This window comes from Pedobacter sp. BAL39 (assembly GCF_000170795.1).
In the GTDB taxonomy this organism is placed as follows: domain Bacteria; phylum Bacteroidota; class Bacteroidia; order Sphingobacteriales; family Sphingobacteriaceae; genus Pedobacter.
The window spans coordinates 309,901-335,920 of record NZ_ABCM01000002.1; the positions used below are offsets into that span (position 1 = coordinate 309,901).

Sequence of the window (26,020 nt, forward strand, 5' to 3'; positions counted from 1 at the left end):
GTTGTGACGATTGTCATATTAATTTTGGCTGTGGATGTGGACATTTGTAGGGTAATCTAATACATATCATCATGGAAACAGACACAAAGACTATCCTTTTTACTCCCGGAGAATGGAATTCTACAATTAACGTTTATGATTTTGTTGTCAAAAATATAAGTCCTTACCAGGGAGATGCTTCTTTCCTGAGTAAATCAACCAACAGAACCCGTCGTTTATGGGAAGCTTGTAAGGATGTGTTGTTGCAGGAGCGTGCTAATAATGGCATTCTTGCAATTGATACCGAAACCATTTCTGACATTACAGCCTTTAGACCTGGTTACATTAAACAGGATGACGAAGTGATCGTCGGATTGCAGACCGACCAGTTATTAAAGAGAGCTATGAAGCCTTTCGGAGGAATCAAGCTGGTAGAATCTGCAGTAAATGAGCGCGGATTGAAAGTGTCTGAACGTGTGACCGATATCTTCAGTTATGCTAAAAATCATAATGAAGGTGTGTTTAATGCTTACGATACGGAAATCAGAGGCTTCCGTTCTAAACATGTTTTAACTGGGCTGCCGGATAATTACGCACGCGGACGGATCATTGGAGATTTCAGAAGACTTGCATTGTACGGACTTGACCAGATCATTAAATCAAAAAAAGATGACCTGCAGAGAGTCAGTGGTGAAATGACTGAGCATAAAGTACGTTTGCGTGAAGAAATCAATGATCAGATCAGTGCGTTGAAAGACATGTCTACCATGGCAGCTGAGTATGGATATGACATAAACCGTCCTGCTGAAGATGCTACAGAAGCGGTACAATGGGTATATTTTGCGTACCTGGCCGCAGTAAAAGAGCAGGACGGCGCAGCCATGTCTTTGGGGAATGTATCGTCATTTCTGGACATCTTCATCCAAAGAGATCTGAAAAGTGGAATACTTACTGAAGCAGGTGCTCAGGAACTGATTGATCAGTTTGTTATGAAACTCCGTGTCATCCGTCACCTGCGTCCGGCTTCTTACGACGAGATCTTTGGTGGAGACCCAACATGGGTAACCGAATGCCTGGGAGGAATTCTGCATGACGGCCGTACAAAAGTAACCAAAACCTCATTCAGGTTTCTGCAGACCTTATATAACCTAGGCGCCTCTCCTGAACCCAACCTCACTGTGCTGTGGTCAGATCAACTTCCGGAGAACTTTAAGAAATTCTGTGCCAAAGTATCCATCGATACTTCTTCGATCCAATATGAAAACGATGACCTGATGCGGCCTAACCGTGGTTCAGATGATTATGGCATAGCCTGCTGTGTATCTTATCAGGAAATCGGTAAATCTATCCAGCATTTTGGTGCAAGGGCCAACTTACCTAAGGCACTGCTGATCGCCCTTAACGAAGGTCGTGAGGAACATGATGGTGTGAAACTTATCAATAATATTCCTGCAATTCCTGAGGGTGTGCTGGACTATGATATCGTATTTGATGTCTTCAAACGTTCACTAAGTGAACTGGCAAGGGTTTATGCCAAGGCCATGTACATCATTCACTACATGCACGATAAATACTACTATGAAAGAGCACAAATGGCTTTTGTAGACAGCGACCCAAGGATTGACATTGCTTACGGTGCTGCAGGTATCTCCATCATCGCAGACTCACTTTCTGCCATTAGATATGCAAAGGTAACTCCCGTACGCAATGAAAAAGGGCTGACTGTCGACTTCAACATTGAAGGTGAGTATCCTCAATATGGAAATGATGATGACCGTGTAGATCAGATTGCTAAAGAGGTGACTAACTTCTTCATCAATGAGCTTCGCAAACACGCTACCTACAAAGAATCTACACCAACATTGTCGTTGCTTACCATTACTTCTAACGTGATGTACGGCACCAATACAGGAGCGACACCTGATGGCCGTAAAGCTGGTGAGCCTTTTGCGCCGGGTGCAAACCCAATGCACGGCAGGGATGGCAGTGGCGCCATTGCTTCATTGAATTCTGTATGTAAACTGGATTATAATGATGCACAAGATGGGATCTCCAATACTTTCTCCATGGTTCCAAAATCATTGGGAGACAGTGCGGAGGAACAGGTTGCAAACCTCGTTGGTACCTTAACAGGATACTTCAAACAAGGCGCACATCATCTGAATGTCAACGTCCTCAACCGTGAAACGCTGATGGATGCCTATGAACATCCTGAGAATTATCCTCAGCTGACCATCAGGGTTTCTGGATATGCGGTTAACTTCGTAAGGTTGTCCCGCGCACACCAACTGGAGGTCATTACGAGGACCTTCCACGAGACCATGTAAAAGCCAAAGTTTAATATTTGTTAGCATGGAGCCAGGTCGTTACAGATCTGGTTCCTTTTTTTCTAGAAAATGTACTTCCCACTCCAAGACATCGAAGCTGCCGCCCTCAACATGAATGACCCGCAGCATTTACGCATCCATTCACTGGAAACTTTCGGAACTCACGATGGGCCCGGAATCCGGATGGTGGTGTTCGTCCAGGGCTGTCAGTTCCGTTGTTTATATTGCCAGAACCCAGACTCGCTGGATGTTAAAGGTGGTCGTCTGGTTGAAATTGATGAGCTTGTCAAACGGGCATTGAGACAGAAAACCTACTTTGGGGAAGAAGGAGGCGTAACCGTTTCTGGTGGTGAGCCATTGCTGCAAAGAAGCAAGCTGACTGCCTTTTTTAAGAAACTTCATGAACATGGAATTAATACCTGCCTGGATTCCAATGGAAGAATGAATACTCCGGAGGTACATGAACTCATGGAGCACACTGACCTGCTACTTCTTGACGTTAAACATATCAACGAAGAATGGCACCTCCGGCTTACCGGACAATCCAACCGCACCTCACTTGGGCTGGCTGCTTACCGTGAATCCATCGGCCGTAAAATGTGGTTGCGTTACGTACTTGTTCCAGGTTGGACCGATCAACCTGAGTATCTGAAGGCATGGGCACAACATTTTACCAGTTACAAAACTGTAGAACGGGTAGAAATTATTCCATTTCATCAATTGGGCATGCATAAATGGGAGATGATGAATATGGCATACCCACTCAAATATACACCTACACCAGCCCTGGAACTTAAGGAATCCACACTCGAGCTGTTTAATCAGTACTTCAATCAGGTTATCCTCAAGTAACCATCGGTCAATTTAGAATTATTCTTTTTTAGTAAAACTGATGGTCATCAACTCATGCATTGTCTAACGTCATTTATATAGTGTAATATGTACACTATCTTTATTAAAACAAGGAGCTTGAATAGCAGGGCTTTGAGTGAAATAATTTCAAATCGGAATGCATCTTATGATAAGGTGATGTAGGATGTGTGCCACATTAATTCCTTTACAAATGGAAACAAATGCAGAAAAGTTAATTAAAAAAATTGAAAAGATCAGGGAAGCGCAAGTGCAATTCTCTACATTCAGCCAGGAGCAGGTTGATGAGATCTTTCGTCAGTCGGCAATTGCGGCCAATAATGCCCGTATACAGCTGGCAAAACTTGCCGTAGAAGAAACTGGCATGGGACTGGTAGAGGACAAGGTTATAAAAAACCACTTTGCCTCCGAGTACATCTACAATCAGTACAAAGATGAGAAAACCTGCGGTGTCATCGAGACTGATGAAGCCTTTGGTATCACAAAGATTGCGGAACCAATAGGTGTCATCGCGGCTGTAGTGCCAACAACCAACCCCACATCCACTGCAATATTTAAGGCTTTAATTGCCTTAAAAACACGTAATGGGATCATCTTCTCACCGCACCCACGTGCGAAAAATGCTACCATTGCCGCAGCTAAAATTATCCTTGATGCAGCGGTGAAAGCAGGAGCACCAGAAAACATCATTGGATGGATTGAAGAACCCTCTGTAGAGTTGTCGCAGATCGTGATGTCGCAGGCGGACCTGATCCTTGCAACCGGTGGTCCGGGAATGGTAAAAGCCGCCTACTCATCCGGTAAGCCTGCTATAGGAGTGGGCGCAGGTAATACACCGGCAATTGTGGATGAAACAGCTCACATCAAGATGGCTGCTAACTCCATCCTCTTGTCGAAAACCTTTGACAATGGAATGATCTGCGCCTCAGAGCAAAGTGTAATCGTTGTTGATAAGGTGTACAACGAAATGAAACAGGAGTTCCTGGATCGTGGCGCTTATATCTTAAGCAAGTCAGAAACAAGTAAAGTAGGCGCATTACTGCTCATCAATGGTGTTTTAAATGCAAATATCGTTGGTCAGCCTGCATCAAAAATTGCTGCGCTCGCTGGAATTACAGTGCCTGAAGAAACCAAAATCCTGATTGGGGAGGTGACTTCCGTAGAGCTCGATGAACCTTTCTCTCACGAAAAATTGTCTACAGTACTTGCAATGTACCGCGCAAAGGATTTCGATGAAGCACTGACAAAAGCAATCAGATTGGTTAAGTTGGGCGGATTTGGACATACTTCAGTATTGTATACTGACCCGGCAGTTTCACAGGATAGGATTGATAAGTTTGGTGCAGCGATGAAAACCGGACGTACCATCATCAATATGCCATCATCTCAAGGTGCCATTGGCGACATCTTCAACTTTAAATTATCCCCTTCACTCACACTTGGCTGTGGTAGCTGGGGAGGGAATTCCGTTTCAGAGAACGTGGGCGTTAAACATTTACTAAACATTAAAAGCGTGGCTAGCAGAAGAGAAAACATGCTCTGGTTCAGAGTGCCTGAAAAAGTATATTTTAAATATGGATGCCTACCCGTAGCATTAAGGGAATTGAAAGAGCTGGGTAAAAAGAAAGTGTTCATTGTAACCGATAAGGTCTTATTTGCCCTGGGTTATGCGGAGCGTGTTACCAGGATCCTTGACGAACTTGACATTGCCCATACTGTCTATTTTGACGTAGATCCTGATCCAACATTGATTACAGCACGTAAAGGTGCAGCTGAGATGATCAACTTCCAGCCGGATGCCATTCTTGCGCTTGGTGGTGGTTCGCCAATGGATGCAGCAAAAATCATGTGGGTACTTTATGAACACCCAGAAGAAAGGTTTGAAGACCTGGCTATGCGTTTCATGGACATCCGTAAACGTGTATATCCATTCCCTAAAATGGGGGTTAAAGCCAATTTTATTGCAGTCCCTACATCTGCAGGAACAGGATCTGAGGTCACTCCGTTTGCGGTAATTACCGATGAGCTGACCGACATCAAATACCCACTTGCGGATTATGAATTGACGCCTGACATCGCCATTGTGGATGCAGAGCTCATGATGAACATGCCTAAAGGACTGACATCAGCTTCCGGTATTGATGCCTTGACTCATGCGCTGGAATCTTATGTTTCTGTTCTGGCTTCTGAATTCACTAACGGACTCGCACTGGAGGCAATCAGGCTCATCTTCAAATACCTGCCAGATGCTTACAATGAAGGTACAACCAATATCAAGGCCAGGGAAAAAATGGCCCATGCGTCAACCATTGCAGGTATGGCCTTTGCCAATGCCTTCCTGGGTATCTGTCACTCCCTGGCACACAAGCTGGGTGCTACCCACCATGTCGCACACGGCGTTGCTAATGCTATGCTGATTTCGGAAGTGATACGTTTTAATGCAGTGGAAAATCCACGCAAACAAACTGCTTTCCCTCAGTACAAATATCCAAACGCGAGATGGAGATATGCCCAGATTGCGGACTACCTGAAACTGGGGGGCGAAACTGAAGCGGAGAAAGTTGAACTGCTGATTGCAGCAATTGAAGACCTCAAAGTGAAAGTAGGTATTCCTAAGTCCATCAGGGAATATGGTATTGATGAGACCAAATTCCTGAATAGCCTGGATACGATGTCCGAGCAGGCTTTTGACGACCAGTGTACAGGTGCAAACCCACGCTATCCACTGATCAGCGAGCTCAAAAAAATATACATCAAGGCTTATGAAGGACCACAGGAAGTGACTCCGGAGGAGCTGAAACTAGAGGAGCTTGCTGAGGCCTAACGTCATTATTTTCTAATCCTAATAACCGACCAGAGTGGGCCAGATCAGGCTCACTTTGGTTTTTGAAATTTTTACCTTATGTCTGTCTACGAATCACGCCTGGATGTACAATCACGCAAAAAGGTCTTTTATCCTATAAATGATAACCTTCGGACTTATCTCGGAAAATATAACCGGGACCTGAAGCTCATGGTTCAATACTGCGACCTGTTGCGATTTCAGCTTAGCGTACCTCTGCTGGATAAAGAAGGCAATGATACCTTGTGGGAGACGGTTTACTACGAGCAGCGTGAAATGGAAGTTTTGTTTCCTGCACTAACGCAGATCTATGCCATAATGAATACTTCGGGAGATATAGAGGTCACGGAGCATCTGCAGATCGCACAGATTGATTATTGCACCTTTGGCAACTCCAAGCCATTCAGAATCAGGGTAATCAATAAGTTTAATGACAACTATGACTATTTTTATGTGAAAGTAGCGGATGCCTCCCGTGTGTACGGACTTGAGCTGGAACACATTCTTTCTCCAAACCGTATTGGTTACCTTACTGATGGGGAAACGTTAATCGAGGATCACATCTCAGGACTGCCCGGTGATGTATTCATTAAGACCAGACTGGAGACTTCCAAGTTCAATCAGATCCGCATCTGCAAAGAGTTTGTAAAATTTAATGAACGGTGTTTCATACGCCTTCTTGGTGATATGCGTTCTTATAATTACGTCGTACACATTACTCCCGACATTGAAGGAAACCAATACCGTATCCGCGCAATCGACTTCGATCAGCAATCTTATGAAGGAAGGCGTCAGTTCTATCTGCCTCATTATTTCAAGGAAAATAAACTGCTTGTATTGTTAGGCATCAAACACATGGACAGCAAAACTATGAGACAGTACCAGGAAGAGGAGCGCAGCCTCATCAATAATAGGATTAAGCTTGTGCATTACAGATTGATGGATTTGCTGACCTGCATGAAAATGGATGTGATTGCACCACAACGAAAGGTCGATCAGCTGGCGGAGGAGCTGAGTGAATACCACAATGTCTCGGCCTTCAGCCATTGCAGGAGCATGGGGGAGCTTGTTGAAGAACAACTCAATCTTTACCTTTCTGAACGCATAAAATCTACCTGGTAATCGTTTATGGAAAGTTGTAACCTGGATTAGAAAAATTGCATGAAATAGAAGTATTCGTCTGTGGATTAAACCACTGATTAAAGTGTGCGTTTTCCAGGTTTCCTGAATCGCAGTTGTTTCGCAGATTCCTTCCTTGTCACCAGCATTGGTAAAGCAACACCCGCAGCAAGACTCATTAATATGAACATCACTGTCAGTCCGTTATGAACGGTGTCTGAAAGTATCTGTTCATTCATTGTCGGCCGGTTTGCACTGGCCAGACTCATCAGACCAAGCATCATCCGGTAAGCAAGAATCCCCGGCACCATGGGAATTACCGCCGGAATAGCGAAGATGGTTGGCGGTGCATGTTTTTTATGTGCGAAAGAAATGCTGAGGATGCCGATCAGTGCGGATCCGCAAAGAGAGCTCAAAATGATGTTAAAGCCGAGTTTCATCATAAATATTTTGGCTATGCCGCCTAATGCCCCCATGATAAATACAGCAATCAGCGTCCTGGCAGGTACATTAAAAAGCACTGCAAATCCTACTGCGGCCAATCCAAACCAGATACATTTTTCTGTCAATAATAACCACTCCATCCTAAAACCGATAAATTGCCATGGACGTAAGGAGTCCAAGTGCGATAAAAAATGAAACGATAAAACCGTGCAGCCCTCTGATCAGACCATTTTGAATGTTCCCGTCGATCATGTCTGAGAAAGCATTGATGAGCGGAATTCCGGGAATCAGGAACAGGACAGAGGTTACAAAGGCGGCCTCATGATTGATCTGAGGATCGAGGCGGATCAGGCAGCCCGCGACCAGCGAAGCGCACAATGCGGAGAAATAAACACACACATAGGGATTGAACCTCATTCTTGAGGTTTCCTGTCTGACCAGCAGGCCTGCAAAAGTCCCTAAAAACACAAAGGCCATGTCGGTCATGCCGCCATTGGCCAGTCTGCAAAAAGAAGCGCCAGCTAATCCTGTTAAACCAAGGACCATCAATCTTGGATAATGAGGAATAGCGCTCAACTTCACTAGCTCATTATGGATTCGCTGAACGCTCCATTTTTCTTCAACTATCAACCAGCTGATGCGGCTGATTTCTGATACGGTGCTAAAGTTCGTCGTATGCGCAAGGGTGCGCTTGAAACTATTGAACACACATTCGTTGACATCGTTGTAAATGCTGATGATGATCGTCCGCTGGGAAACAAGTATATAAGTCGTGAGCTCAAAGCGGCTGGATATCCTGTCTACTGTTGTTCTCACCCGCTCGGTGCTTGCTCCTGACACCATGAGCAGGATGGAAATTTCTAATAGCGTTTCACCAAGTGCTTTGGTATCCTTATGCAGCGTTGCGGTGTTCATTCATCAGTTTTTGTTTAGGTCAAAGCTAATGTTGTAAATGGTCCTGCAAAATGACGTATGGCATATTTTACTTGTTAATCTACTGATAGTCATCATTTTTATGTATCATTATAGCACTTAATTTGCGTCGTTATTTTAATTGAAATACTATGAACCAAGTTAAGAACAGGTGGTTAATTGCAGCATCTGCTGTAGGCATCCACCTCTCGATCGGATCTGTCTACGCATGGAGCGTCTACACAAAACCATTAATTGATAAACTGGGCTGGGGACTGAAGGAAACACAATTTACCTTCGGGCTGGCCATCTTTTTCCTCGGGATGTCGGCGGCTTTTCTGGGAAGCTATGCAGAGAGAATAGGCCCAAAGAAGTCGGGCATGCTTTCTGCCATTTGCTTCGGACTGGGCATTGCTGGTTCCGGGCTTGCAGTACACCTGGGGTCTATCTATTTATTGTACCTATCTTATAGTGTGGTTGGCGGGATCGGACTTGGGATAGGTTATATTACTCCTGTCAGTTCATTGATCAAATGGTTTCCGGATAAACGGGGACTGGCAACGGGGCTTGCAATTATGGGTTTCGGTTTTGCCGCACTGATCAGCAGCCCGCTGATTGTTTCATTGATCTCTTCAGTAGGAATCGCCAATACTTTCTTTATCATGGGTGGTAGTTATTTTCTGATCATCTTTGCTTCTTCAAGATATATATCCGCTCCGCCTGAGGGCTGGGTGCCTGAGGGCATGAAAACAAGCGATGTCGCCACAAAAAAAATCGTCAGCGGGGACCTTTCACAGATGACTGCGAAGGAGGCGATCAAGACAAAACGTTTCTGGTACCTATGGGTGATGTTTTTCATCAACATCTGCTGCGGCATCGCCATTATCTCCGCCGCATCACCAATGGCACAGGAATTTGCCGGACTTACAGTTGTTGCGGCGGCAGCAATGGTGGGATTTATGGGAATCTTTAATGGTGGCGGCCGCATTGGATGGGCCACCTTGTCGGACTACCTGGGAAGACCCAATACCTTCATCGTATTTTTGATGCTGGAAATCGTCGCCTTCATGTTGGTGCCAAGTGCCACAAATCCACTGATGTTTCAGGCCCTGATATTTGTGATCATTTCCTGTTATGGCGGTGGTTTTTCATCCGTCACGGCCTATGTAGGAGATTTGTTCGGAACCAAAGAACTTGGAGCTATAGTAGGCTACATGCTGACGGCATGGGCAGCTGCCGGTATGGCAGGACCATTATTTGCCGCATTTACCAGGAGTGCGACAAACAGCTATGATGGTACGATGTATGGCTTTGCCGCATTGCTCGTAATTGCTTTGGTGATTTCTGTTTTACTCAAAATGGAAGTCAGAAAGATGCGTGCAGCAAAAGAAAAAGAACTGGAAATCAGCATGGCATGGCTGGAAGAAGTTCCGGAATTTGTCGATTAAGCTAAACAGCGCCTTTTTAACTTTAACTATTCTAACCAATTTATTGCTACCTCGTTCTGATGCGTTTCAGAATGAGGTTTTTTGTTTACGCCTTCTCGATATCTCAGAATAGGTGAACATAGAATATAATCCCGAAAATTCGCACAGTATTTTGAATGCTAAATGCTTTAGTATATTTTTGTGACTGCTAAGTTTTTGCTGCATTCGGGTATGGAGTTCAATTCTAATTTATTTCAGGAGAAAGAGAAGGTATGGAAAAGCTATGGAGAAACATCATGGCACAGAAACTGGAAGAAAGTATTTCCTGCCTCATTCCGGGAACTCAGCTTTACCGATCAATTGCTGGGAGATTTACACCGCGCCGATGTGCATACCCCCTGTGGCACTACACTCGAATTTCAGAACTCACCGATCAGTCTGGAAGAGCTAAGAAGCAGAGAAGCTTTTTATCCCAAGCTGGTGTGGGTATTGAACGGCAAGAAATTTAAGGGCTTCAGGATTCTTAAGAGCCTCCCTGATGTGGACGATCCGAGGCTGAATGGTTTCGATTTTTGTCATAGTGATCACCTTTCCATGATCAGGACATCTGAGTTCCTATATGGCCATGGAGCCGCTAAGGTCATGAATTTCTATCACCCGGAGCTTAAAAATATACCGCTTACCTCATATTATTATTCATTTTGTTGGAAACAACCTCATCGGGTGTGGTACGAAGCAAAGGCACCTATTGTAGTTGATCTCGGCGGGCACTTTTTGTATCAATTGAAACAAAGGCCGCAGGTCTCCGGAGATTATGCCTATCTGCATATGATCAGCCGCAAATCTTTTATTGATCAATATCTGGTGAGTGTATAATAGATTTCACACCTCCACAACCTGTTGCACACTTCTGTAAAAATCCTTTCACATCCTTGCACAATCTGTTTCACAATCACTAAAAACCTAATGCTTTAATAAAATTTAGTCTCTAAATTTAATTCATAGTAATTAATGCAAAGTAATCTGTATTAATAATAAAACATTGGTTATGAAATTTAAGATTATTATTTATTCCTTATTCTTAATAATTGTATCAGGCTGTGCCAGACAGCGTAATTTGGTGTATTTCAGTGATCTGAGCAACAAAGATGGTCGGAGCGGCATGATTTCCGGTAATGGGGAGTCCCGGATTCTAAAAAATGATGTATTGAGCCTTACAGTCAAAACCAGTAGTGAGGCAACCAATGCCTTGTATGCTTCAAACTCCAGCTCGATCAACGCAAGTGGTGTCTATGAAAAGGAAGGCTACCGTGTCAATGAACTCGGGATGATTAACCTGCCTTTACTTGGCGAAGTGAAAATTGGAGGGCTGACGCTGGCTGAAGCGGAATTTGCTGTAACTGCTGCCCTTAAAAAGAATACCGTCAAGGGTGACGTCATGGTTAATATAAAATTCATGAACTTCAGGATTACTGTCATCGGCGAGGTCAATCATCCCTCAACTTTCAGCGTGCAAAATGAAAAGATCACATTGCTTGAAGCATTGGGAATGGCAGGAGACATGACCGCCTATGGAAAAAGAGAAAATGTATTGCTCATTAGGGAGGTCGATGGTGAGAGGGTACTTGCGAGGGTAAACTTAAATCATAAAGAGGCACTCAACTCTCCCTATTTTTACCTTAGGCAAAATGATGTGATTTATGTTGAACCAGATAAAGCCAAATCCGTCGAATATAGCAACAGCAGCAGGACGATGCCACTTGTGGTAGCCACGATATCCGCTGTTGCGGTACTTGCCACAGCCCTCCTGAACAGATAAAAATACAAACACCACCACCAAAACAAACACCATGTCAACCTACCTGCAGTCTGCACATCAAGTACCTGACTTCAAAAGCCAGCTGCTTCAATACCTCAAATACTGGTATGTGTTTGTCGTTATGCTGGCTTTAGGCATAGGTGGAGCGTATGTATATCTGCTGATGACAGTACCACAATATAAGATCACGACAGTTCTACGTGTGGAGGAGGATGCCAAAGGTGATGGTTTTCTCAAAGGAACGGCTTTCAGCGATCTCAATATGTTCCAGTCCAAACAAACCGTAGATAATGAAATGGAGGTACTTCGTTCTAAGAAATTAATTGGGGCAGTTTTGAAGGATATGTCTGCTGAGACCCGATATTTTCTGAATAGGTTGCCACGCAGGAAGGAACTATATGGACCTGAGCTTTCATTCCGGATATTGCCGGATACGATAATGCCTGCCGGATACGTAAAAAGAAAATTATCTATTGAAATTATCAATTCAGGGCAGTTTATTTTTAGAGATGGTGCGCATCAACGCATTTGTCGTTTTGGAGAGCGACTGGTTAGCCCTGATTTTAAAATTACCGTTTTTAAAGGCCCCGCATTCAAAAGTGGAAGTAGGCCGATACAGATATCGTTTGTCAACATACAGGGACTTGCGGAATCTTACAGTGTTTCGCAGCTGCTTATCATGCCCGTAACAAAGGATGCCAATAACATTGTGATCAGTATGATGGATGCGGTCCCTCAGCGTGGGGTGGATTTTCTAAACCGGCTTATTGAAAGATATAATGTGGAGAGTGTAAAGCGCAAAACAAGACTCGCCCAGTTGAGCATCAAACAGATCGACGAGCGGCTTCATTCTCTTTCTGCAGAATTGTCCGGCATCGAAAAGGGAGTAGAGCTTTATAAACAGGACAACAGGGTCACGGAACTCAGTACTGATGCGGAGATGGACCTACAATCGTCAACTCATTACAATCAGCAGCTTGCGTCCAGCAATATGCAGCTGAGTCAGGTGAGATCTCTCATAGGCTACCTCTCGGGCAATGAAGGTAAATTTCAGATGGTTCCTGCAACGCTTGGTGTCAAAGACCCTACTTTTCAAAGTCTCGCAGATAAATATAATAACCTTCAGATCGAAAGACAGCGTTTGCTGCAAACGAGTCAACCAGGCAACCCTCTGGTAGTCAACATCACAGATCAACTCGCAGCATTGCGTGGAAATCTGATGGAGAACCTGAAGGTAATCCGCCGGGGACTTCAGCTGGAGCGGTCCAGCCTGGGGAACAGCAGCTCGACCTATACAGCAAGGTTAAGAAGTATACCTGGACTAGAAAAGGGATTGATGGAAAGGAGCAGAGAGCAAAGTGTTCAAACGGCTATCTATCATTATCTGCTTCAAAAACGCGAAGAAACGCAGCTGTCCCTGTCTGCTACCATCCCTACTTCAGAGGTTGTGGATGATCCCGCAGCGGTATCCATTCCGGCAAAACCAAGAGTACAGGTGATCTACCTGATGGGCATCGTGCTCGGACTTGGATTTCCGGCCGCGATCATATTTGCAACGCGCAAATTGAGCAATAAAGTGAAAGATATCAATGATGTGCCATTCCAATTGGGAGGCGCACGTATACTGGGTGAACTAAGCCATAAATCAATAGGTAGTTCCATCGTGGTGCACGAAGACAGGAGCACGACGATCTCGGAGCTCTTCAGGTTCATCAGGTCGAATTTAGACTTCATGGACACCAGTGGTCAAAATCAGACGCTTCTGGTGACCTCAACGACCAAAGGGGAGGGGAAAACATTTTTCGCTATCAACTTAGGGATCACACTGTCACTGGTCGGGAAAAAAGTTGTATTGCTTGAGTTTGATTTGCGTAAGCCGGATTTGTTGAAGCATATGAATATGAGGGTGGAGCTCGGGTTATCAGACTACCTAAAGTCCGGCAGTCTTACCATCGATGATCTGCTCGTGCCCGTAAAAGACAGCAACTCCCTCTTTGTCATTGGATGTGGAGATCTTCCGGAAAACCCGGCGGAGCTGCTCAGCAGCGAAAGGCTTCAGGATTTATTTGCAGAACTTAAGCAACGGTTTGAAGTGATTGTCGTTGACACTTCCCCGGTGGGTAGGGTTGCTGATGCTTTCAGTCTTGCCAAATACGCCGATGCGAGTATCTATCTGGTGCGGTACAATTATACCGATAAAACTGAGTTGGGCATCTTTGCTGATATCTGCGAAAATCAAAAGCTCAGAAATCCGATGCTTGTATTTAACGATGCCAAGAAAGAAAATAGAAACGTCTATCGGTATGGACGTTATGCTTATACTGCTTGATGATTAAGTAATCCATTCAGGATTACAGGGGGGATTCAGATTTTTTTCAATTTATTAAAAAGCAATCATGTAAGTGAGGTAGCGAAGCTATGTCCGCCGAAATGACCATCAGTTCACCTAAAAATAATGCCTCAAATGGAAACACCAATCGCTGCAGCTCGTGGAGTTCAAAAATGGTTTGCCGTCTATACCCGCCCGCGTTGGGAAAAAAAGGTGGAGCAGCAACTGAAGATGCAAGGCATCACGTGTTATTGCCCCCTTAGAAAGGTTCAGAGCCAGTGGGCCGACCGCATCAAGGTGGTTGAGCTGCCCCTGTTTAGCTCCTATGTCTTTGTCTGTATTCATCCCCGTGAAGAGTTAAATGTCAGGCTGAATATCGGTGTGGTCAACTTTGTGTATTACATGGGGCATCTGGCCGAGATCCGGCATTCCGTGATTGAGGAGATCAAAAGCAACCTGGAAAAATATCCAGATGCAGAAATTGTCAGCATGCGCGATCTGGAGGTGGGCGACCGTGTCAGAATTAAAGCGGGGCTGATGGGGGAGCAGGAGGGCAAGGTCCTTCAGGTAAGAGGGAAAAATGTGCTGCTGGTTATCGATAACCTCAGCAGCATACTCATTTCCAAAGTAATGGTATCGGCGCTGGAGCTGAACTGAGTGAATTAAATCTATAGATGTCAGCATATGAATCCGCTTGAAAATACTAAAATAGCAGTAATCGGCCTCGGTTATGTTGGGCTACCCCTCGCGGTAGAATTCTCGAAAAAATATAAGGTATTTGGTTTTGATATCAATGCTGAGAGAATCCGTCAGCTAAAAGCCGGGCACGATCATACCCATGAAGTGGATGAGGCTGAGCTGTTGACGGTACTCACTAACGACTGCACTACCCTGACAGGGCTGTTCTGTACAGATAGCATCGCACTGCTCAAAAACTGTAACGTTTTCATTGTGACAGTACCTACACCTGTAGATAAAAACAACAGGCCGAACCTTGAGCCTCTTCTTGCAGCCAGCAGAACAGTAGGCAAGGTGCTGAAAAAAAAGGATATTGTTGTTTATGAATCTACGGTATATCCTGGTGTAACGGAAGATGAATGTGTGCCGGTACTGGAAAAACAATCAGGCCTGTGGTTCAATGTCGATTTCTTCGCCGGCTATTCCCCTGAGCGGATCAATCCTGGTGATAAAGACCATACCGTGGCCAATATCCTAAAGATCACATCGGGATCGACCCCCGATGCTGCGGAAAAAATCGATTGCCTTTACCGCTCGGTTATTAACGCGGGTACCTACAAGGCTTCCTCCATCCGGGTAGCGGAGGCCGCTAAGGTAATTGAGAATGCACAGCGCGATATCAATATCGCTTTCGTCAATGAACTGGCCATGATCTTTAACCGTCTTGGCATTGATACCCAGGAGGTACTCAAAGCTGCGGGGACTAAATGGAACTTCATGAAGTTTCAACCGGGACTGGTTGGAGGGCACTGTATCGGGGTAGATCCTTACTACCTTGCCCAGAAGGCTCAGGAAATGGGTTATTATCCAGAGATCATCCTCGCAGGAAGGAGGATCAACGACCGTATGGGTAGTTATATTGCCGACGAGTTGGTGAAGAAGATTGTTTCCCGTAAAGGCGTATATAATAGTGATGTACTGATCCTGGGTTTTACCTTTAAGGAGAACTGCCCGGATGTGAGAAATACAAAAGTTATAGATATCGTCAGGAGGCTAAGGGAATACAATATTAACGTGGTAATTCATGATCCCTGGGCAGACCCCAAACAGGTCGAGAAGGAATACGGGGTCATTTGTCAGAATGGACATGCAAAAGACAGAACCTACGACGCCATTATCCTCGCAGTTGCACATCTGAAATTTAAAGATATAGATGTTTCTGCAATGTGTCATCAGGAGACCGTTGTGTATGATATCAAGTCGATGTTGCCCGACAGCATGGTGAACATGCGATTATAGGCCATTCAGACCTTCAACCCATTTCAATGAGCCTAAAACAGAAAACCATTACCGGCCTGGTGTGGACCTTCATCCAACAATTCAGCGTACAACTTATTGGTGTTGGCATGACCATCATGCTGGCCAGGATGCTTATGCCTGCAGAGTTTGGCCTTATTGCCATGCTGGGAATAGTGATTGCTATTGGCAATTCGCTGCTGGATAGTGGATTGGCTTCGTCACTGATCCGCTCTAAGGACCTGACACAGGCTGACTACTCTACGGTGTTCTTTTTTAATCTTATAGGTAGCCTGCTGATGTATGGCCTGGTCTACCTGATTGCGCCAATCGTTGCCATATTTTATCATCAGGCGGTACTCAGCATGGTGTTGCGGGTGTATGCGATTGATTTTATTTTGAATGCTTTCTTCAGCATTCAGAACGCACGGCTCACCAAGGAAATGAATTTTAAACTACAGATGAAGATTCAGGTTCCCTCTGTGCTGGCTGGTGGAATCATTGGCTTGTTACTGGCAAGCAGTGGTTATGGCGTATGGAGCCTGGTATGGATGAACCTATGCCAGTCACTATTCTCCACGGTATTGCATTGGATCTACTCCAGGTGGCGCCCCAGTTGGATTTTTGACTATGCCTGTTTTAAGAGACACTTTCATTTCGGATACAAAATGACACTTTCGGGGCTACTGGAGATTATTTTTAAAAACATTTACGTATTGATCATCGGAAGGAGTTACCCTTTGGCTCAGCTCGGTTTCTATTCGCGTGCCGATTCCGTCAGCCAGTTGCCGGTCAGCAACATCACTGTGGTCATCAATAAAGTAACCTATCCGATGTTTTCCTCAATTGCCGATGATGAGCATAAACTGAAGGCTGTATACCGGAAGTTGATGCAACAGGTGTTGTTCTGGAATACGCCGGCATTGGTGTTGCTTGCGATCATTGCCGAACCGTTTTTTGCATTTCTCCTTACAGAAAAATGGCTTCCTGCAGTACCTTACTTTCAGATTTTATGTCTTGCGGGGATCATGTACCCACTGCATTCCTATAACCTGAACATTCTGAAGGTAAAGGGACGGAGCGACCTGATCCTTCAATTGGAGTTCATAAAGAAAGGCATCTGCATCGCAGGTATTGTTGCCGTCATTCCTTTCGGTATTTATGGACTATTATATTTTCAGCTGCTGTTTAGCTTTCTGGGCTATTATATCAATGCCATCTATAGCGGCAGGATGATCAGCTACCCCATCGGAGAACAACTGGCGGATATGTTTCCCGTCTTTGCCACCTCTGCCTTCGCTGGTACATTGTGTTTTCTGGCGGATCACCTTTATTTTAAATCCATGCAGCTGCCTCATTTCAGCAGAATCCTGGTCGACACCCTGTTCTTCATGGTCATTTACCTCGGGAGCAGCAACATGATGAAACTCCCTGCTATTGATGATTTTAAACAACTAATCTTAAAACGATGATACCTGTAACCAAACCATTTCTTCCTAAAGTTCAGGAGTATGAATCCTATGTAAGTAGCATATGGGAGCGCCAGTGGCTTACGAACAACGGTCCTCTGGTCAACGAGCTGGAGCTTAAACTTAAAAATTATCTTGGACTCAGCCATTTGCTTTATGTGTCAAGTGGCACCATGGCCCTGCAGTTGGCTATCAATGCGCTGGAGCTGATGGGTGAGGTCATCACAACGCCCTTTTCTTTTGTCGCCACCTCCAGCAGCCTTGTATGGGAGGGCTGCAAACCTGTGTATGTGGACATCGATGTGGAGACCTTCAATATCGATCCCAGAAAGATAGAAGCGGCGATCACCCCTCAAACCTCAGCGATCCTCGCGACTCATGTCTACGGAAACCCATGCGACATTGACGCCATTCAGGAAATTGCCGATCGTTATGACTTGAAAGTTATTTATGACGCCGCCCATTGTTTTGGTACCAAATATAAAAACAAGTCGGTGTTTGAATATGGTGATATCAGTACGGTAAGTTTCCATGCCACGAAACTTTTTCATACCATTGAAGGGGGCGCTGTTTTTACCAGAAGTCCCGAGCTGTTGAAAAAGATGGCTTCTATGCGTAATTTCGGATATCATGGCCCAGAAGAATTTTCAGAGCTAGGCATCAATGGCAAAAATTGCGAGTTTCATGCAGCCATGGGTTTATGCAATCTGAAGCAGGTAGATGAAATCCTGGATAAACGGCGACTGTTGTCTTTCTATTATTGGCGGGCACTGGCTACCCTGAAGGCAAGTTATCCAAAGCTGAATACAGATCTGGACTACAACTATGCTTATTTTCCTGTGCTTTTTGATGATGAGCAACTGATGCTCAAATGCATGAAAGCGCTGGAAAATGAGAAAATATACTGCCGCAGGTATTTTTATCCTTCGCTGTCTGCCCTTCCATTTCTAAATCCGGCACATATGCCAGTCTGTGAGTCTGTTTCCCGAAGGATGTTATGTCTTCCATTGTACCATACCCTCACCAGCAGTGACCTTGACCTGATCACCAGGGTGATCCTAAGGGTACAGCAATATGAAAACTCAAATGATTTTATTCCTTCAATGTTTGCCATCGAGACGGACAGAAAGCTTAATGCGGCCTTCTAAAATTACACCTATGACCTCTAACGACACAGAAGAACTGATGCTGAGCATCTGTTGCATCACCTATAACCACGAAAAATATATCGAACAGTCGCTGGAGAGCTTTCTGATGCAGGAAACAACTTTTAAATATGAGATCCTGATCGGTGAGGATTATTCTACAGATGCCACTAGGGCGCTAATTGAAGCTTACATAAAAAAGTACCCTGGCAGAATCAATCTCATAACGCACGAAGGAAATGTTGGCGCTATCAAAAATCAGCTTGCGGTATTGGCGGCTGCGAATGGTAAATATATTGCCATGTGTGATGGTGACGACTTCTGGACCGATGTAGCCAAACTGCAGAAACAGGTGGATTTTCTTGAAAAACATCCTGATTATGTGATCTGTTGCCACCATACAGAGGTTATCGATGAGCAGGAGCAACAGGTATACTGCAAAAAAGAACGGGAAGGAATGGAATTCTCCTATCATGACCTGCTGCTGGGCAGGCGTGAAGAAACGCGTACCTGCTCCATGGTCATGCGCAATATAGACGCCGTGAACGCCATCGGCCGACAAGCCTGGTATCATAAAAGCTACGGAGCAGACACCTTGTTTAAACTGTATGCATTGGCAGCCTCCGGCAAGAAGATTTACGTTTTACCCGATCTGATGGCCTGTTACCGCCTGCATACCGGTGGTGTGTGGAGCATGATTGACTCCCGGGTCCGCAAGCGCAGGATGATCATGGACTTTAACCTGATGATCCGCAATTTTAGATATTCGACGGTACTCAGGAAGGCATTGTTACGGTTCTACCTAAAGAGATATTTCCTGTTTGACCTCAGAACCTTGAAGCTGAACAGTGCATGGACAACTATCAGCAGTTTATTATAACAGGCCATGGAAAGGACAAAGCTGGTTTTTGTAATTTATTCGCTGCATAAGGGAGGAGCCGAACGGGTGTTGTCTACCCTCAGTAACAGTTTTAGCTCCCGGGATTATGAGGTGACAATCATCTGCATAGATGAGGCCAATCCCGGTTATCCCATAGCTGCAGACGTCAGGGTGATTTCGTTGATGCGCAGAGCTGACAATCAGCATCTGCTCAACCGGATCAGGTATGCAGCGCTTACCTATACACGCATGCTGCGCTTGTTCAGGAAAATCCAACCCTACTGCGTAATTTCTTTTATGACCAGCGCGAACCTCTGGACTGGAATCTGCTGCGGGATGCTCGGTATTCCCTATATCGTGTCCGAAAGAACAACTCCAGACCATACCATTAACAGCTCTGGTTATCTCCTGAGGCAGCTTTCTTACCGGGTATATCGTCGGTCAAAAGCCATAGTACTGCCAGCTAAAGGGATTGAAATCTGTCTGAAAAAGAACAGGACTTTTAGCAAACTGCTGAACTATAACATCATCAAAAACCCTGTATATGAATTCAAGGAAACCACTGAGCAGTGTGTACACCATAAAAAATTCATCCTCGGTGTAGGAAGGCTATCGAAGGTGAAAGGCTTCGACCTCCTCATCACTGCTTTCAGTCAATTGAAAGTAAACAATATTGATCTCCTCATTCTTGGCAATGGGCCAGAACGCAACCAACTTGAAGATCAGATCAGCGTCTTGGGCCTGGATGGGCGCGTATTCCTTCCTGGAGCAAAAGATGAACTTCAGGACTATTATGCGCAGGCATCGCTTTTTGTGTTGCCCTCCAGGAATGAAGGTTATCCCAATGCACTGATCGAAGCCATGGCTGCAGGATGTGCCTGTATTGCTGCCGACTGTGAGTTTGGGCCCTCAGAAATTATTACGCATGAAAACAATGGACTCCTCGTACCTGTCGCTGATACCCTCGCGATGACGAAGGCCATGTTTGAAGTGCTGTTCAACAAAGGCCTAAGGCATTATCTTGGGCAAAATGCAAAAACTATCAATGAAACAAACTCCCTTCAAGTGATCTCTGATCAGTGGGAGGAGTTGATCCTGGCCAAATAAACCTAAAGTATATGAATATTCCATTTTCACCACCATTCATCGATCAGGCAGTGATTGATGAGGTATTGCACTCACTTCACACCAACTGGATTACCTCAGGGCCGAAAGTGAAGGCTTTGGAGTCTGAAATTCTGGAGCTCACGGGCGCTGATGCTGCAATATGCGTAAACTCCTGGACTTCTGGAGCCATTCTCACCCTCAAATGGTATGGGGTTGGTGAGGGAGATGAAGTGATCGTACCCGCATATTCTTATTGCGCAACGGCCCTTTGTGTACTTCATTGTGGCGCAACGCCGGTCATGGTCGACATTCTGGACGATTTTACCATCGACCCCGAAATGGTGAAAAGTAAGATTACCTCAAAAACCAAAGCGATCATTGCTGTCGATATCGCCGGCTTGCCATGCCTGTACAATGAGTTGATGTCTATCGTGAATGATACGGAGTACCAGTCTCTTTTTGTCCCCGGTTCCGGCCGTCAGGCCTTGCTGGGCAGGATACTGCTCATTGCCGATGCCGCCCATTCAATAGGCTCCAACTTTGATCAACTACCTGCCAGCAGAAAAAGTGATGTGACGATTTTTTCTTTTCATGCCGTCAAGAACATTACTACTGCTGAGGGTGGATGTATCTGCCTTAATCTTCCAGAGTGTTTTGATAACCAAGAGGAGTATCGATTTCTTAAATTGTTTTCCATGAATGGCCAGAATAAAGATGCGTTTGCAAAATCCACCGGCGCCAACTGGAGATACGATATTTTGTTTAAAGGTTTCAAAATGAACATGCCCGACATATGCGCTGCAATAGGGTTGGCGCAAGTCAGGAAGTATAAAAATACGTTGCTACCTCTACGTAAGCAGGTGTTTATGAAGTACTGTGCTGCCTTCGATGCCTACGACTGGTTCATAAAGCCTGTAATGGAGGACGAACACCGCGAGTCATCCTGCCACATTTTCCCCTTACGCGTTAACGACATCACTGAAGCACAGAGAGATCGCGTCATTGACGAATTGGTGGCGCTTGGCATCATTGTAAATGTTCACTTTATGCCGATGCCAATGCTGACTTACTTCAAAAGTATCGGCTACGAGATAGAGCATTATCCAAATAGCTACAAACAGTATTCCTGCGAAATATCACTACCCATATATCCGCAGCTCTCCGAAACCGAAATCGATTACATCATCAGTTCGGTAGTCAGCTGCGTACGTTTGGTGAAAGGAATAGTGCTGTTGAATGACATAAATGAATTAGTTAAGATTTCACTGTAAAGTCATTGATTATGAAAAGGTTGTTTGATGTGCTTTTTGCTATCTCTACATTGTTCTTCCTAGCCCCGGTATTTTTTGTTGTGGCGATATTGCTGAGGCTGGATTCTTCAGGACCTATATACTACAAACAGGTACGGGTCGGCCTCAAGCAAAAACCCTTTAGACTGATTAAATTCCGGACTATGTATTTGAATGCTGAAAAACATGGCTTGTTGACCGTTGGTGATGCAGATTGCCGCGTCACGAGAATCGGATATTGGCTTCGTAAATATAAAGTCGATGAGCTGCCTCAGCTTTTCAATGTTCTAATTGGAGACATGAGCCTTGTCGGACCACGACCGGAAGTTGCAAAATACGTGGCATTGTACGACCCTGAACAACAAAGGGTGCTGTCTGTGAAACCTGGGATTACTGACTGGGCATCAATCGCTTTTGTTAACGAAAGCCAGCTGCTCGCGGGAACAGACGACCCGGAAGCCTTTTACATCCATACCATTATTCCCCTTAAGATCAACCAAAACCTCAGGTACGTCGATCACCATAGCTTGTGGATTGATCTGAAAATTATCAGCTGTACATTGAGAAGTATTATTCTGAAATGAAAGTACTAAAGTTGCTCGATTGGCCATCAAAAAGATATTACGGCGAAACACACCCCTTACACAGGTGGCGCCGTTCTTTGTTGGATCAGGAGCTGAAAGTTGAGATCTACACACATCACATGCAGCCGGGGTTGAGGGATAGTGATTATCTCATGATCCATTCCCGCTATTTTGAAAATGGATGGCAAAACCTGGCACGCAGAAATACTGAAAATGAAATCGAATTGATCAGCTACCTCGAGCTGATGAAGAAACACTGCGGAAGGCTGATATGGTTCGATGCAGCAGACTCATCCGGGTGTGCCGATCTTGCTCTGTTGCCATTCGTAGATGTACTCCTAAAGAAACAATTGCTGAAAGATATGGATCAGTATACTGATATTCATCCTGAAGCGTCACTTAGGGTATGGCTTGATGCCGAAATCGGAAATACCCGTCATAGCTTTGTCCGCTGCAGCAAACACCAGCTTCATAAGTTAAAACTTGGTTGGAATATCGGGTTCAATGATTACCGTTACTTTGGCTATAAGTTAAGTCGTCTGAGCAATTACCTAAATTATCGCTGGTATCCACCGAGATATACCGACATAGGGAGCGCAAGACCATACGACCTTACTTTTCGCGGTACGCTACATCAGGACTTGAAAAGCGCGAAGCACATCTCTTATCAACGCAACTACCTGATCGCCCTTTTTGATCAGCTCAAACTGAATATTGCCCGAGGCAAAAATGTAAGTAAAAACCGCTATTGGAGGGAGCTACGCAGCTCAAAGTTGAGTGTCAGCCCCTTTGGATGGGGTGAGATTTGCTACCGCGATTTTGAAACCTTTATATCCGGCGCGTTACTGGTAAAGCCGGACATGGACCACCTGAAAACCTTTCCCGATATATACAGGGCGCAAGAAACTTATATACCCGTGTCATGGGATATGATGAACCTGGAAGACACCATCGACATGCTGGTCACCAATTATAAGGAGCTCAATGCTGTCGCCCGACAAGGACAGGAATATTATAAAATGGCGGTAGGCGATTCCGGCGCATTTATTCATCAGCTCAAGGCCGCCTTGCAGGACTGAAACAATCCGACATAGGATGCCTAACTGAATAATCAACAAAACCATTCCGATGAAAATCATTACCACAGTACTGGTCTTACTATATCTGTATACCCTTGCATTTGGCATATTCATGACGCCAATATTCAGGATTCCGGCTCCTATGATCTTCTGCCTGCCCTTGCTGTTGTTTTGTAAAGATGACTTGCCTACTGGATTCAGATATGGGAGAACGCTGCTACTTTTGCTCGTTGCCTGTCTATTGTATGATGTTGTCGGGCTATCGGCAATCAATAGCTTTGCGGCACATGGAATTGCCATCTTCCTGTGTGTCTGTTTCTTTAATTATTATGTGGGTAATGATTCCGGGCGGCTTCGACTGACTATCTATGTTTTCTTCGCATGGCTGGTCTGTTCTTCGATGGTTATGGTGATGGATCATTTTGTAGACAATACCTTTGTGCTACGTACGCTCTTAATGGGAGAGCCCATACAGCAAAGCCCCTCTGGTATATCCATCTACCAGTTTACTTTCGGCTACCAGGTTGCTGCGTTAACGTCTTTCGCATTCATCCATTCCTGCGTATATCGTCAGCCTTTCATTATAAAAAGCACTGTGTTTCTACTTTGTATTGTTTTTCTGTTTCTGGGGATGCAGCGGTCGGCATTTATCGCTTTTATGGCTGTAGTAGCAGTGTTCATGCTTTTCTATTACGGAAGTAGTGCCTTGTTTTCACTGTCGTTGGTAACCATCATCTGCATCGGTATTTACAATTATGTTCTGAAAGACAATCTCGGTAACATGGAAAATATCGTCACTAAAAATGTCCATAATGACGCAGCATACAATCGGTCCGGCCTGGTGGAAGAAAACCTGCGCATTTACCTTGACTATCCCTATGGACTGATCTTTTATGGAAAGAGCTGGGGTGATGTCATCTATCGCGATTACGTTTTTGCGTCAGGCATTACGTCACACAATGCCTATCTGATGTTCTTCACCTATCTGGGACCTTTTCTAGGCCTGGGACTGCTCATTGCGATCTATTTCAAAGTAATGACCGTTATCGTGTATGCCATCCGTTTCATCAGAAACCCTGCGAATGCCATGCTCGTGGCACTTAGTTTTTCGTTTATTGGGGTATCCATCAATGCTTTGTCTCATAATCCATGGCTCATTGCTGCAGATGGCCCGACGCTTTTTCTCTATTTCGCAATGATACATCAGTACCGTCAGCAGGAACAACAAATCCTGCAGCCTGATGCTCCGTTCAATAAAATGGCCTATGTGTAAAATTAAAATCGTCCATGTCATCGGTAACTTAACTCTAGGTGGAGCAGAGCGCTTTGTGATTGATCTTTGTAATGAACTGTCCAAAAGTGAGAAAAATGATGTCTGGCTTGTTTCGCTGAGCGATCATTCTGGTACAGATCATTTTTCTAAGGAAATTGATAAAAAGGTAAGTTATGTTTCATTCGGAAAGCAACCTGGCTTTAGTCTGGCTGTGCTCATCCGGTTAACAACATGGCTAAAGAACCTTAACCCACATATAGTCCACAGCCATCTTAACGCTTTTGAATACCTGATGCCCATCGGTTTGTTCAGCACAGCAGCTTTTTTTCATACCATTCACAATATCGCCCAGGTCGAATGTCCCGGATATCTGGCCAAATCGCTGCGAAAGCTGTTTTACTTTTTTCGTAAGGTGAGGGCAGTAACCATCTCTATAAATGGTAGTTATACATACCATGAGTATTACGGCCTCGAAAATGAGGTGTTGATTGAAAATGGACGTCATGAACCCGTTGTTACCAACGAAGACATTTTGCCAGGTGAGAAGACCAGTGCCGGTTCAGTTGCTCCCATATTGTTGCTGCACGTTGGCCGAATCTCCGTAGAGAAGAATCAGATGCTGCTCATAAAAGCTGTGCAGGCGTTTAACAAAACCGAAAAGGAGCAGTGTCGCTTGCTGCTGATTGGTCAGGTGCAGGATGAGCCATTGTACGATAATTTAAAAAATCAAGTAGGCAGCGACGCCAATATTGTCTTTTTGGGTGGAAGAAAGGACGTGGCCGATTTCCTTCGTATAGCCGACTTCTTTTGCCTTTCCAGCGTATACGAGGGGATGCCGATTTCACTAATCGAAAGTTTTGCCATGGGATGTATTCCCATCTGCACGCCTGTTGGAGGTATTCCAGAGATGATCAAAGAGGGTGTCAATGGATTTTTAAGTGAAAATCTGACCGTCTCCGCATATAGGGATGTACTCAAAAAGGCAGTTTACCATCCTGATAAAGATGCCATCCGTGCCCAGGGTAAAGCGGAGTTCAGCTCCAGGTACCACATCCGGATTTCCGCCCAGGCCCACCTTCTGGTTTACGAAAAGGCGTTGGGGAAATCCGCACAGGCAACAGATCAACTGGATTATTATACCTATTAAAATGG

The 26,020-nt window shown here is 44.8% G+C and carries 21 protein-coding genes; 19 read left to right on the forward strand and 2 right to left on the reverse strand.

Annotated elements, in window-relative coordinates:
* Positions 1–71 precede the first annotated feature (71 nt).
* The 4 genes from pflB (at position 72) to PBAL39_RS03615 (ending at position 7,140) form a co-directional block, all read left to right on the forward strand.
* Positions 72–2,306 carry a formate C-acetyltransferase gene (gene pflB / locus PBAL39_RS03600; protein WP_008238409.1) on the forward strand — a complete coding sequence of 745 codons (2,235 nt, stop codon included), beginning with the start codon at positions 72–74 and terminating at the stop codon, positions 2,304–2,306.
* A 69-nt stretch (positions 2,307–2,375) separates the two neighbouring features.
* Positions 2,376–3,158: a pyruvate formate-lyase-activating protein gene (gene pflA, locus PBAL39_RS03605; RefSeq protein WP_008238410.1), complete on the forward strand. Its 783-nt coding sequence runs from the start codon at positions 2,376–2,378 to the stop codon at positions 3,156–3,158.
* 211 nt (positions 3,159–3,369) lie between these two features.
* Positions 3,370–6,000, forward strand: coding sequence for a bifunctional acetaldehyde-CoA/alcohol dehydrogenase (gene adhE / locus PBAL39_RS03610; protein ID WP_008238411.1), 2,631 nt, complete (start codon positions 3,370–3,372; stop codon positions 5,998–6,000).
* Positions 6,001–6,078: 78 nt separating this feature from the next.
* Positions 6,079–7,140: a hypothetical protein gene (locus PBAL39_RS03615; protein ID WP_008238412.1), complete on the forward strand. Its 1,062-nt coding sequence runs from the start codon at positions 6,079–6,081 to the stop codon at positions 7,138–7,140.
* Between the two features lie 77 nt (positions 7,141–7,217).
* Here the strand turns inward: PBAL39_RS03615 and PBAL39_RS03620 are convergent, their stop codons facing one another.
* Positions 7,218–7,721: a threonine/serine exporter family protein gene (locus PBAL39_RS03620; protein ID WP_008238413.1), complete on the reverse strand. Its 504-nt coding sequence runs from the start codon at positions 7,719–7,721 to the stop codon at positions 7,218–7,220.
* 1 nt (position 7,722) lies between these two features.
* The gene (locus PBAL39_RS03625; RefSeq protein WP_008238414.1) at positions 7,723–8,496 is read right to left on the reverse strand and encodes a threonine/serine exporter ThrE family protein; all 774 of its coding nucleotides are present in this window, start codon (positions 8,494–8,496) and stop codon (positions 7,723–7,725) included.
* 149 nt (positions 8,497–8,645) lie between these two features.
* Between PBAL39_RS03625 and PBAL39_RS03630 the strand changes: the two genes are divergently transcribed.
* The 15 genes from PBAL39_RS03630 to PBAL39_RS03700 all read left to right on the forward strand — a co-directional run bounded on the left by PBAL39_RS03630 (position 8,646) and on the right by PBAL39_RS03700 (position 26,015).
* The gene (locus PBAL39_RS03630; protein WP_008238415.1) at positions 8,646–9,941 is read left to right on the forward strand and encodes an OFA family MFS transporter; all 1,296 of its coding nucleotides are present in this window, start codon (positions 8,646–8,648) and stop codon (positions 9,939–9,941) included.
* Positions 9,942–10,121: 180 nt separating this feature from the next.
* Positions 10,122–10,796 (forward strand): competence protein, encoded by a 675-nt coding sequence (locus PBAL39_RS03635; protein ID WP_157273882.1) that lies wholly within the window; start codon positions 10,122–10,124, stop codon positions 10,794–10,796.
* Positions 10,797–10,968: 172 nt separating this feature from the next.
* Positions 10,969–11,739, forward strand: coding sequence for a polysaccharide biosynthesis/export family protein (locus tag PBAL39_RS03640; protein WP_008238419.1), 771 nt, complete (start codon positions 10,969–10,971; stop codon positions 11,737–11,739).
* A gap of 31 nt (positions 11,740–11,770) precedes the next feature.
* A complete protein-coding gene (locus tag PBAL39_RS03645) occupies positions 11,771–14,068 on the forward strand; it encodes a tyrosine-protein kinase family protein (RefSeq protein WP_008238420.1) in 2,298 nt (765 codons plus the stop codon).
* Positions 14,069–14,203: 135 nt separating this feature from the next.
* Complete coding sequence (locus tag PBAL39_RS03650; protein ID WP_008238422.1) at positions 14,204–14,725, forward strand: UpxY family transcription antiterminator; 522 nt, start codon at positions 14,204–14,206, stop codon at positions 14,723–14,725.
* Positions 14,726–14,752: 27 nt separating this feature from the next.
* Positions 14,753–16,045 carry a nucleotide sugar dehydrogenase gene (locus PBAL39_RS03655; RefSeq protein WP_008238424.1) on the forward strand — a complete coding sequence of 431 codons (1,293 nt, stop codon included), beginning with the start codon at positions 14,753–14,755 and terminating at the stop codon, positions 16,043–16,045.
* Positions 16,046–16,071: 26 nt separating this feature from the next.
* Positions 16,072–17,514 (forward strand): lipopolysaccharide biosynthesis protein, encoded by a 1,443-nt coding sequence (locus PBAL39_RS03660; RefSeq protein ID WP_008238427.1) that lies wholly within the window; start codon positions 16,072–16,074, stop codon positions 17,512–17,514.
* Positions 17,511–18,659: a DegT/DnrJ/EryC1/StrS aminotransferase family protein gene (locus tag PBAL39_RS03665; protein WP_008238429.1), complete on the forward strand. Its 1,149-nt coding sequence runs from the start codon at positions 17,511–17,513 to the stop codon at positions 18,657–18,659. Before PBAL39_RS03660 ends, PBAL39_RS03665 begins: the two co-directional genes overlap by 4 nt.
* Positions 18,660–18,669: 10 nt before the next feature.
* On the forward strand, positions 18,670–19,536 hold the full coding sequence (locus tag PBAL39_RS03670; RefSeq protein WP_008238431.1) for a glycosyltransferase: 867 nt from the start codon (positions 18,670–18,672) through the stop codon (positions 19,534–19,536).
* Between the two features lie 6 nt (positions 19,537–19,542).
* Positions 19,543–20,643: a glycosyltransferase gene (locus PBAL39_RS03675; RefSeq protein WP_008238433.1), complete on the forward strand. Its 1,101-nt coding sequence runs from the start codon at positions 19,543–19,545 to the stop codon at positions 20,641–20,643.
* A gap of 11 nt (positions 20,644–20,654) precedes the next feature.
* Positions 20,655–21,914 carry a DegT/DnrJ/EryC1/StrS aminotransferase family protein gene (locus PBAL39_RS03680; protein WP_008238435.1) on the forward strand — a complete coding sequence of 420 codons (1,260 nt, stop codon included), beginning with the start codon at positions 20,655–20,657 and terminating at the stop codon, positions 21,912–21,914.
* 11 nt (positions 21,915–21,925) lie between these two features.
* Positions 21,926–22,516, forward strand: a complete 591-nt coding sequence (locus PBAL39_RS03685; RefSeq protein ID WP_008238437.1) for a sugar transferase — start codon at positions 21,926–21,928, stop codon at positions 22,514–22,516.
* Positions 22,513–23,595: a hypothetical protein gene (locus tag PBAL39_RS03690; RefSeq protein ID WP_008238440.1), complete on the forward strand. Its 1,083-nt coding sequence runs from the start codon at positions 22,513–22,515 to the stop codon at positions 23,593–23,595. The genes PBAL39_RS03685 and PBAL39_RS03690 overlap by 4 nt, the downstream gene beginning before the upstream one ends.
* Before the next feature lie 49 nt (positions 23,596–23,644).
* Positions 23,645–24,868 (forward strand): O-antigen ligase family protein, encoded by a 1,224-nt coding sequence (locus tag PBAL39_RS03695; RefSeq protein WP_008238442.1) that lies wholly within the window; start codon positions 23,645–23,647, stop codon positions 24,866–24,868.
* Positions 24,861–26,015, forward strand: a complete 1,155-nt coding sequence (locus tag PBAL39_RS03700; protein WP_008238444.1) for a glycosyltransferase family 4 protein — start codon at positions 24,861–24,863, stop codon at positions 26,013–26,015. Before PBAL39_RS03695 ends, PBAL39_RS03700 begins: the two co-directional genes overlap by 8 nt.
* Positions 26,016–26,020: the final 5 nt, after the last annotated feature.

Bases quoted from the DNA above. Each gene is read 5' to 3' on its own strand.
- pflB (WP_008238409.1), top strand. From the start codon at position 72: ATGGAAACAGACACAAAGACTATCCTTTTTACTCCCGGAGAATGGAAT.
- pflA (WP_008238410.1), top strand. From the start codon at position 2,376: ATGTACTTCCCACTCCAAGACATCGAAGCTGCCGCCCTCAACATGAAT.
- adhE (WP_008238411.1), top strand. From the start codon at position 3,370: ATGGAAACAAATGCAGAAAAGTTAATTAAAAAAATTGAAAAGATCAGG.
- PBAL39_RS03615 (WP_008238412.1), top strand. From the start codon at position 6,079: ATGTCTGTCTACGAATCACGCCTGGATGTACAATCACGCAAAAAGGTC.
- PBAL39_RS03620 (WP_008238413.1), bottom strand. From the start codon at position 7,721: ATGGAGTGGTTATTATTGACAGAAAAATGTATCTGGTTTGGATTGGCC.
- PBAL39_RS03625 (WP_008238414.1), bottom strand. From the start codon at position 8,496: ATGAACACCGCAACGCTGCATAAGGATACCAAAGCACTTGGTGAAACG.
- PBAL39_RS03630 (WP_008238415.1), top strand. From the start codon at position 8,646: ATGAACCAAGTTAAGAACAGGTGGTTAATTGCAGCATCTGCTGTAGGC.
- PBAL39_RS03640 (WP_008238419.1), top strand. From the start codon at position 10,969: ATGAAATTTAAGATTATTATTTATTCCTTATTCTTAATAATTGTATCA.
- PBAL39_RS03645 (WP_008238420.1), top strand. From the start codon at position 11,771: ATGTCAACCTACCTGCAGTCTGCACATCAAGTACCTGACTTCAAAAGC.
- PBAL39_RS03650 (WP_008238422.1), top strand. From the start codon at position 14,204: ATGGAAACACCAATCGCTGCAGCTCGTGGAGTTCAAAAATGGTTTGCC.
- PBAL39_RS03655 (WP_008238424.1), top strand. From the start codon at position 14,753: ATGAATCCGCTTGAAAATACTAAAATAGCAGTAATCGGCCTCGGTTAT.
- PBAL39_RS03660 (WP_008238427.1), top strand. From the start codon at position 16,072: ATGAGCCTAAAACAGAAAACCATTACCGGCCTGGTGTGGACCTTCATC.
- PBAL39_RS03665 (WP_008238429.1), top strand. From the start codon at position 17,511: ATGATACCTGTAACCAAACCATTTCTTCCTAAAGTTCAGGAGTATGAA.
- PBAL39_RS03670 (WP_008238431.1), top strand. From the start codon at position 18,670: ATGACCTCTAACGACACAGAAGAACTGATGCTGAGCATCTGTTGCATC.
- PBAL39_RS03675 (WP_008238433.1), top strand. From the start codon at position 19,543: ATGGAAAGGACAAAGCTGGTTTTTGTAATTTATTCGCTGCATAAGGGA.
- PBAL39_RS03680 (WP_008238435.1), top strand. From the start codon at position 20,655: ATGAATATTCCATTTTCACCACCATTCATCGATCAGGCAGTGATTGAT.
- PBAL39_RS03685 (WP_008238437.1), top strand. From the start codon at position 21,926: ATGAAAAGGTTGTTTGATGTGCTTTTTGCTATCTCTACATTGTTCTTC.
- PBAL39_RS03690 (WP_008238440.1), top strand. From the start codon at position 22,513: ATGAAAGTACTAAAGTTGCTCGATTGGCCATCAAAAAGATATTACGGC.
- PBAL39_RS03695 (WP_008238442.1), top strand. From the start codon at position 23,645: ATGAAAATCATTACCACAGTACTGGTCTTACTATATCTGTATACCCTT.
- PBAL39_RS03700 (WP_008238444.1), top strand. From the start codon at position 24,861: ATGTGTAAAATTAAAATCGTCCATGTCATCGGTAACTTAACTCTAGGT.